General features: G+C 74.1%; 7 protein-coding genes. 2 read left to right on the forward strand and 5 right to left on the reverse strand.

Annotation, left to right across the window (positions count from 1 at the left end):
• The 3 genes from VF468_17415 to VF468_17425 form a co-directional block, all read right to left on the reverse strand.
• On the reverse strand, nt 1-631 hold a 631-nt coding region (locus tag VF468_17415; protein HEX5880070.1), incomplete at its 3' end, for a hypothetical protein.
• A gap of 22 nt (nt 632-653) precedes the next feature.
• Nucleotides 654-944, reverse strand: a complete 291-nt coding sequence (locus VF468_17420; GenBank protein ID HEX5880071.1) for a hypothetical protein — start codon at nt 942-944, stop codon at nt 654-656.
• Nucleotides 945-1,799, reverse strand: coding sequence for an adenylate cyclase (locus VF468_17425; GenBank protein HEX5880072.1), 855 nt, complete (start codon nt 1,797-1,799; stop codon nt 945-947).
• A gap of 239 nt (nt 1,800-2,038) precedes the next feature.
• Between VF468_17425 and VF468_17430 the strand changes: the two genes are divergently transcribed.
• Nucleotides 2,039-3,406 carry a hypothetical protein gene (locus VF468_17430; protein HEX5880073.1) on the forward strand — a complete coding sequence of 456 codons (1,368 nt, stop codon included), beginning with the start codon at nt 2,039-2,041 and terminating at the stop codon, nt 3,404-3,406.
• A 4-nt stretch (nt 3,407-3,410) separates the two neighbouring features.
• On the opposite strand, the gene VF468_17435 is transcribed toward VF468_17430, so the two are convergent.
• Both VF468_17435 and VF468_17440 read right to left on the reverse strand, forming a co-directional pair.
• Complete coding sequence (locus tag VF468_17435; protein ID HEX5880074.1) at nt 3,411-3,911, reverse strand: hypothetical protein; 501 nt, start codon at nt 3,909-3,911, stop codon at nt 3,411-3,413.
• A gap of 67 nt (nt 3,912-3,978) precedes the next feature.
• Nucleotides 3,979-6,003: a translation factor GTPase family protein gene (locus tag VF468_17440; protein HEX5880075.1), complete on the reverse strand. Its 2,025-nt coding sequence runs from the start codon at nt 6,001-6,003 to the stop codon at nt 3,979-3,981.
• On the opposite strand from VF468_17440, the gene VF468_17445 reads away from it, so the two are divergent.
• Entirely contained in the window at nt 5,915-7,060 is a 1,146-nt protein-coding gene (locus VF468_17445; protein ID HEX5880076.1) for an alpha/beta hydrolase, read from the forward strand. The two genes, VF468_17440 and VF468_17445, sit on opposite strands and share 89 nt — an antisense overlap.
• The last annotated feature ends 60 nt before the right edge of the window (nt 7,061-7,120 follow it).

The following is a 7,120-nucleotide window of genomic DNA, read 5'->3' on the forward strand; positions in this document are numbered from 1 at the left end:
GGCCGGCGTCGGCCACCAGGTGGGCGCCGCCGAGGCGGCCCAGCCCGTGGCGCAGGGCCGGGTCGAGGTCGGCGGTGACCACCGCCCAGCCGGCCGCCCGCGCCGCCAGCGCGACCCCGCCGACCCCGGCGAACGGGTCCAGCAGCAGCCCCGGGCCGGCCGGGGCGACCAGGTTGACCAGCAGCCGGGCGTCGCACACGGGCAGGCCCCGCCGGCCCAGCGGGTCGCCGCCGCCGCGGTAGCCGCGCACCGGCCGGACCGGCCCGCCGCCGGGGGCGAACAGGAACTCGCGCCGGTCCGGGGCCTGCTGCCGATGGAGGGCGGCGTCCTCGGTGTACAGCCGCTCCAGCCGCCAGGGCCGTCCTCGCCAGGTGACGTCGGGTGACCCGGCGGCCGGGGTCACCAGGTCGACGGCGGTGCTGTAGCCGAGGCGGGGGAGCCGGGCCGTGGCCGCGGCCAGGTCCCGCTCGGGCAGCTCGACCCAGGCCACCCCGGCCCGCTCCGACAGCGGCCCGCCCGCCGGGGCCGACGGCCCCAGGTCGTGCAGCAGGGCCAGCGCCTCGGCGACCGCGGCCGCCCGGGCCTTGCCGCGGGCCGCCCGCAGGTGGAGGACGAGCACCGCCGGGGGCATGCCCCGATCGTACGGCGGCCGGCTAGGCCCGGGCGCGCCCCATCTGGTTGCGCTGGCTGGCGGTGGCCCCCCAGTGGCCGATGTCGAGCAGCGCGGCCAGCCCGACCCAGAACCAGTCCCAGCCGGTCACCCCGCGGCCGGGGGTGTACAGCAGGACGTAGATCAGGGTCGCGAACGGCAGGAAGACGATGCCGAGCAGCGGCAGCAGCCAGCCGTCGAAGGCGGCGTCGACCCGGGCCGGCCGGGCGACCCACAGGATCAGCAGGGCCAGGCGGGGGAAGAGCCCCCCGAGCAACGCGAACAGGCAGCCCATCTAGGCTCCTTTCTCCAGGCTGCGCGAGAAGAACTCCAGGGCCGTCTTGGTCTTGGTGTGCTGCTCGCCGAACAGGTCGACGCCCCGCTCGGCCAGGAACGCCCGGGCCTCGGTGCCGACCTGGAAGCCCTCGCTGGGGGCGCACTTGGTCGACAGCTCCAGGATCCGCTCCCCGTCCGGGTACAGCCACAGCTCGGCCACCATCCGCCGGTTGAAGCCCTTGGGGGTGAACTTGAGCTTGAGCACGTTGATCGGCCCCAGCACGGTCAGGTCGTTCAGGTCCAGGCCGTCGGGAGCGTGGGCGGCGTAGAAGGCCCGCTGGCCCTTGGAGTAGAGCTTGCGGATGGCCCGGTCCCCGGCCGCGACCTGCTTGACGGCGTCGCCGGGGCCAAGGGAGCCCTTGAACGAGGCCGAGCAGACGTAGCCGCCGGGCATGGCGTCGACCTCCACCACCATGGTCTTGGCGTTGCGGACGCTGGGGGGGAGGTCGTCGGGGACGATCGGGCGCAGCTTGACCACGGTGTCGTCGCCGCGGCCCTGGACCCGGCGGGCCCGGACGACCACCCCGGCCTGGTTGAGGCGCAGGTCGGGGGTGTCGAAGAAGAACACCTGGCGGATCTGGGCGTCCAGGGGGTCCATGCCGAGCGCGGCCACGATGGAGCGCCGCTCGGCGTCGGGGACGGTGAGCTTGAGCTCGACGCTGTCGGCGTGGCTGGTCAGGGCCAGCATGCCCGCCAGCTGCTCGTCGGTCAGCCGGCTGGGACGCTTGGCTGCCTTGGCCGGTTTCCTGGCCGCCTTGGGCTGGGCGGCCTGGGTCTTGGCGGCGGTCCTCGGCTGCGTGGTGGTCCTGGGCATGACGGCTCCTTCCGGTTCGCGGCCGGCGAACGGACCAAGCTTGGCCGATCCCGGGTGAGCGGGCATCACCCGCCTGGGATGATCCTTGGCCCAATCACCCCCCGGCGCGCTGGCCGGGTGCTCCTGCTGGGGGCCATGGCCGCGAAATCACCCGCTTCAGGTGATGCCCGGCCCGCTCACGTCGGCCAGGCAGCCGGGGACGCCACAGCGCCGAGAAACGACGAAGGACGGTGGGCCCGATGCCCGAGGATCCGACCCTCACCGCCGAGGAGCGCGCCGAGCTGGAGCGGCTGCGGGCCGAGAACGTGGCCCTCCGCGCCCAGGTGCGCGAGCAGGCCGCGACAGCCGACACCGTGCCCGTCCCGGCGGCCGGCCGGGCCGCCCGCCAGCGCTGGCGCACGATCGTGGCCACGCTGCTGATCGTGGTCGGCTGCGTGCTCGCCCCGCTGTCGGTGGCGGCGGTGTGGACCCGCAACCAGGTCACCAACACCGACCGGTATGTGGCCACCGTGACCCCCCTGGCCAATGACCCGGCCATCCAGAACGCCGTCGCCGACCAGATCACCGCCCAGGTGTTCAACTACATCGACGTCCAGGGCCTGACCAACCAGGCCGTCGACGCCCTGGCCGAGCGCGGCCTGACCCCGGTGCTGGCCGAGCAGCTCCGCGCCCTCAGCGTGCCGATCGCCAACGGGGTCCAGAGCTTCACCCGCAGCCAGGTCGGCAGGGTGGTCGAGAGCGACGCCTTCGCCGACGCCTGGGTCCAGGCCAACCGGGTCGCCCACCAGGAGCTGGTCAGGGCCCTGACCGGCGAGGGCGGGGGATCGGTCACGGTCGAGAACGACACCGTGAGCCTGAACATGGCCGCCTTCATCGAGACGGTCAAGCAGCGGCTGGTCGAGTCCGGGTTCTCGGTCGCGGCCCGCATCCCCACGGTCAACGCCTCCTTCGTGCTGTTCCAGTCCGAGGACATCACCCGGGCCCGCAGCGGCTTCAACCTGCTCAACACCCTCGGGGTGTGGCTGCCCGTGATCGCCATCGTCCTGCTCGTCCTCGGGGTGTACGTGGCCCGCGACCACCGGCGGGCGACCGTCGGGGCCGCCCTCGGGGTCGCCATCTCCATGGTCGTGCTGGCGCTGGGGCTGGCCGTGTTCCGGTCCGTCTATCTGGACGCGGTGCCGGCGTCGGTGCTGCCCCACGACGCCGCCGCCGTGCTGTACGACACCATCATCCGGTTCCTGCGCCTGGGGATCCGGACCGTGTTCGTCCTGGCCCTGGTCGTGGCCGCGGGGGCGTTCCTGTCCGGCCAGTCCGTGACCGCCGTCCGGACCCGCGAGGGCCTCAGCCACGCCATCGGCTGGCTGGCCGGGGGAGCGGAGCGGGCCGGGTTCTCGACCGGCCCGGTCGGGACCTGGGTGTACGCCAACAAGCGGGTCCTGCGCGTCGGCGCCGTCGCCCTGGCCGCCCTGGCCCTGGTGTTCTGGACCCGGCCCACCGGCAAGGTCGTGCTCGGCCTCACCCTGGCCCTGCTGGTCGTGCTGGCCATCATCGAGTTCCTGGGCCGACCGGCCCGCCCGGCCGCCGACGTGGCCGCCGGCCAGGCCTGACCGATCAGTGCACGACCACCTCGAGCAGGACGATGGCCAGCCCGAAGAAGCCGTTGATCGCGCCCGCGGTCAGCGCCGTCAGCCACCTCCAGCGCTGGCGGCGGGCGTAGAGGATCCCCCAGGAGACCAGCTCGATCACGCCCAGCCACAGGGCCAGGCGGATCGCCTGGCGGAGCTCCAGGATGCCGAACGTCCCCAGGGCGACCACGGCCAGGATCGGCAGCGGGCCCTCCAGCAGCGGCCGCTCCTCGGCCATGGCCCCGGTCACCACCGACCAGTCCAGCCGCTTCGCCCCCCGCAGGTGGTGGGACAGCGCCTGGGCGTACACGTGGGCCAGCCAGAACACGAACAGGGTGGCCAGCGCCAGCTGCAGCGGCTTGGCGTGCTCGGGGTCGGACGCGGACCCGGCGATCACCGCCATGGCCGCGATCGTGCCGTAGATCGCCCCCGCGGTGTCGGGCGCGAACACCCGCCAGCGGGAGGGTCGCGCGGGTGCCTCGGACATCGACGCTCCTCGCCAGTCGCCGTCTTGCGGTCGGGACCGATCGTGGCGCAAGACCGATGCAATCGCATCATCCGCCCGGGGTGAACCCCCCGTCCACCTGACGCCCGGGGACCCGGCGCAGGACCGTCAGCAGGTACTGCTTGCGGTCGAGGGGGTCATGGTCGGTGCGGGGGCGGGCCGGGGGCGGGCCGTTGACCGGCTGGTCGTGGTCGAAGGCGGACTCCAGCACCCCCTCGCCGCGGGTCAGGGCTCCGAGCTGGCGCTCCAGGTCGTGGACCCGGGCGGCCGGGATCTCACCCTCCAGCAGGCAGGCCGGGCCCCGGAGGGCGGTCGACCGGGGGATGGCGCGCAGCCGGGCCAGGACGGGGGAGAGGGGCCCGAGGGTGTCGGCCGGGATCTCCAGGTGGAAGCGGTGGATCGGCTCGTGGACCCGGGTGCCGGCCTGGGCGAGAGCGTCCATCAGCACCAGCGGCGTCAGCTGGCGGAAGTCCCTGGCCGTGCTGGACATGCTCTTGTCGAAGGTGGCGTGGGCGTGGCTCTGGCGCGGCCAGTAGCCGGAGTGGGTCATGGTGACCGTGCAGTCGATCACCTCCCAGCCGTGGAGCCCCTGGCGCAGGGTCTCGCGGACGGTGTCCTCGACCGCCCTGAAGAACGCGTACGGCATCGACCCCAGCTCCACCTCCAGCCGGAACCGCACGCCGGCGCCGACCGGCGCCGGCTCGACCCGCAACCCGACGGTGGCGAGAAAGGGATTCGGGTCCTTGCCGATGATCTCCACGGCGGCGCCGGTCCCGACCGGCCGCTCGACGCACAGGGTCGTGGTCTCGCGGAACTCCACCTCCAGGCCGTAGTCGCCGGCCAGGGTCGCCTGGATGACCTCCTTCTGGACCTCGCCGTAGAGCGAGACCGACAGCTCCCCCCGGGTGTCGTCCTGGCGCAGGTCGATCAGCGGGTCCTGCTCGGCCAGCTGGGTGAGCGCGACCTGGAGGGCGGCCTTGTCGGCCGGGCGGCGGGGGACGACGACCGTCTCCAGCGACGGCCGGGCGAACGACGGGGCTGCCAGGGTCGCTGGCGACCCGCCGACCGCGTCGCCGATCTGGACGGCGCCCAGCCCCCAGAGCTTGCCGATCTGCCCGGCGGCGACGGCCCCGCGGGGGACGGCCGCGCCGCGGTCGAACACGCTGATGGCGGTGACCTTCCCCTCGCCGCCCCGCGGGAGCGGCAGCCGGTCCCGGACGCGCACCGAGCCCGAGAACATCCGCACGTAGGCGACCTTCTCCCCGGCCGGGCCCCGCTCGACCTTGAACACCGAGCCCGCCACCGGACCGCCTGGGTCGCCCTGGGCCGCCGGCAGGAGCTCGGTGACCCCGGCCAGCAGCGGCTCCACGCCGGCGCCGGTGATGGCCGAGCCGAAGAACACCGGGTGCACCCACCCCCGCCGGGCCTGGGCCACGAGCTCGCGGCGGAGCCGCCGATAGGGGAGTGCCGCCCGGTCGTCGACCCAGGCCGCCAGGAGGGCGTCGTCGTGGTCGGCCAGCACCTCGGCCAGCCGGGCCGTGAACGCCCGGTCGGCGGCGCCGAAGGGCGTGAACCCGGGCCGGCGGGTGCCGAGCCCGGACACCGAGCCCATCGGGATGATCGCCGGCGTCAGCCGTTCGGCGATCCCCGCCAGCACGGCGGCGTCCCGCGCGCCGACGCGGTCGACCTTGTTCACGAACAGCAGCGTGGGGATGCCCAGCCGCCGCAGCGCCCGCATCAGCACCAGGGTCTGCGCCTGCACCCCCTCGACGGCCGAGATCACCAGGACCACGCCGTCGAGCACGTGCAGGACCCGTTCCACCTCGGCGAGGAAGTCCGGGTGGCCGGGGGTGTCGATCAGGTTGACGGTGACGTCGCCGACGACGAACGACACCACCGCCGACTTGATGGTGATGCCGCGCTGGCGCTCCAGCTCCAGCGAGTCGGTCTGGGTGCTGCCGTCATCGACGCTGCCGACCTCGTCGATGACGCCGGCGGCGAACAGCAGCCGTTCGGTGAGGGTGGTCTTCCCGGCGTCGACATGGGCCAGGATCCCCAGGTTCAATGTGCGCACGGAGCGTCATGTCCTCTGGCTCGAGGGCGAAGCCCTGGTGGGCGGACATGCACGCCGGCGTCATCTCGGTCTCCCTTGGTCGGTCGGGTCGTCCCGGCCAGCACAGCAGACGCCCGTCCGGCGGGCAACCGAATTGCCAGGAGGTGGGAGAGCGATCGGAGCGGCGAAGGTCGCCACGCTGGAGGTCCCGGGCGCGAGCCTGCACTACGAGGTCCGCGGGTCCGGCCCCGCCCTGCTGATCATCCCCGGCATGCCGGCCGACGCCGGGTTCTACGCGGCCGTGGCCGGCCAGCTCGCCGGCGCCTGGACGGTGGTGGCCTACGACCCCCGGGGCATGTCCCGCAGCCGCCTCCACGGACCGCCAGAGGACCAGCGGGTCGAGGTCCACGCCGACGACGCCCACCGCGTCCTGGCCGCCGCCGGCCAGGGGCCGGCCCACGTCCTCGCCGACAGCATCTCCGGCCTGCCCGGCCTCCAGCTCGCCGCCAGCCACCCCGAGCAGGTCCGCACCCTGGTCGCGTTCGAGCCACCCCTGACCGAGCTGCTGCCCGACCGCGAACGCTGGCGCGCCTTCTACGAGGACCTGCACGCCATCTACCGCAGCGACGGCCTCGGCCCCGCCCTCCAGAGGTTCGCCGAGGCCGTGGGCCTGGGCGGCGAGGAGCCACCCCAGGGCGACCCCGATCCTGAGGTGACGGCCTCCATGGCCCGCATGGGCGGGAACGTCGACTTCTGGCTGTCCCATGTGATCCGGCCGTCGTTCCTCGCCTCCACCCCCGACATCGCCGCCCTCCGCGCCGGCCCTGCCCGCATCGTGCCCGTGATCGGGGCCGCCTCCCGCCCGGACCAGCTGGCCTACCAGACCACCCACGCCCTGGCCGGCCAGCTCGGCACCAGCCCGGTGGTCGTCCCCGGCGACCACAACGCGGTCACCAGCCGCCCCGAGGAGTTCGCCACGGCGCTGCGCAGGATGCTCGACTGCAACGGCTCGTCGCCCGACCGGCGCCGGCGCCGTCGTCCTGATCACCATGCACATCCGCCGTCGGGTTCATCCTAGTCTAGAGATTCGTCCGGTTCGAGCGGCAACCGGCCTGGACCAGCCAGTGGGGGACCGGCC

It is taken from the genome of Actinomycetota bacterium (assembly GCA_036280995.1).
Lineage (GTDB): Bacteria > Actinomycetota > CALGFH01 > CALGFH01 > CALGFH01 > CALGFH01.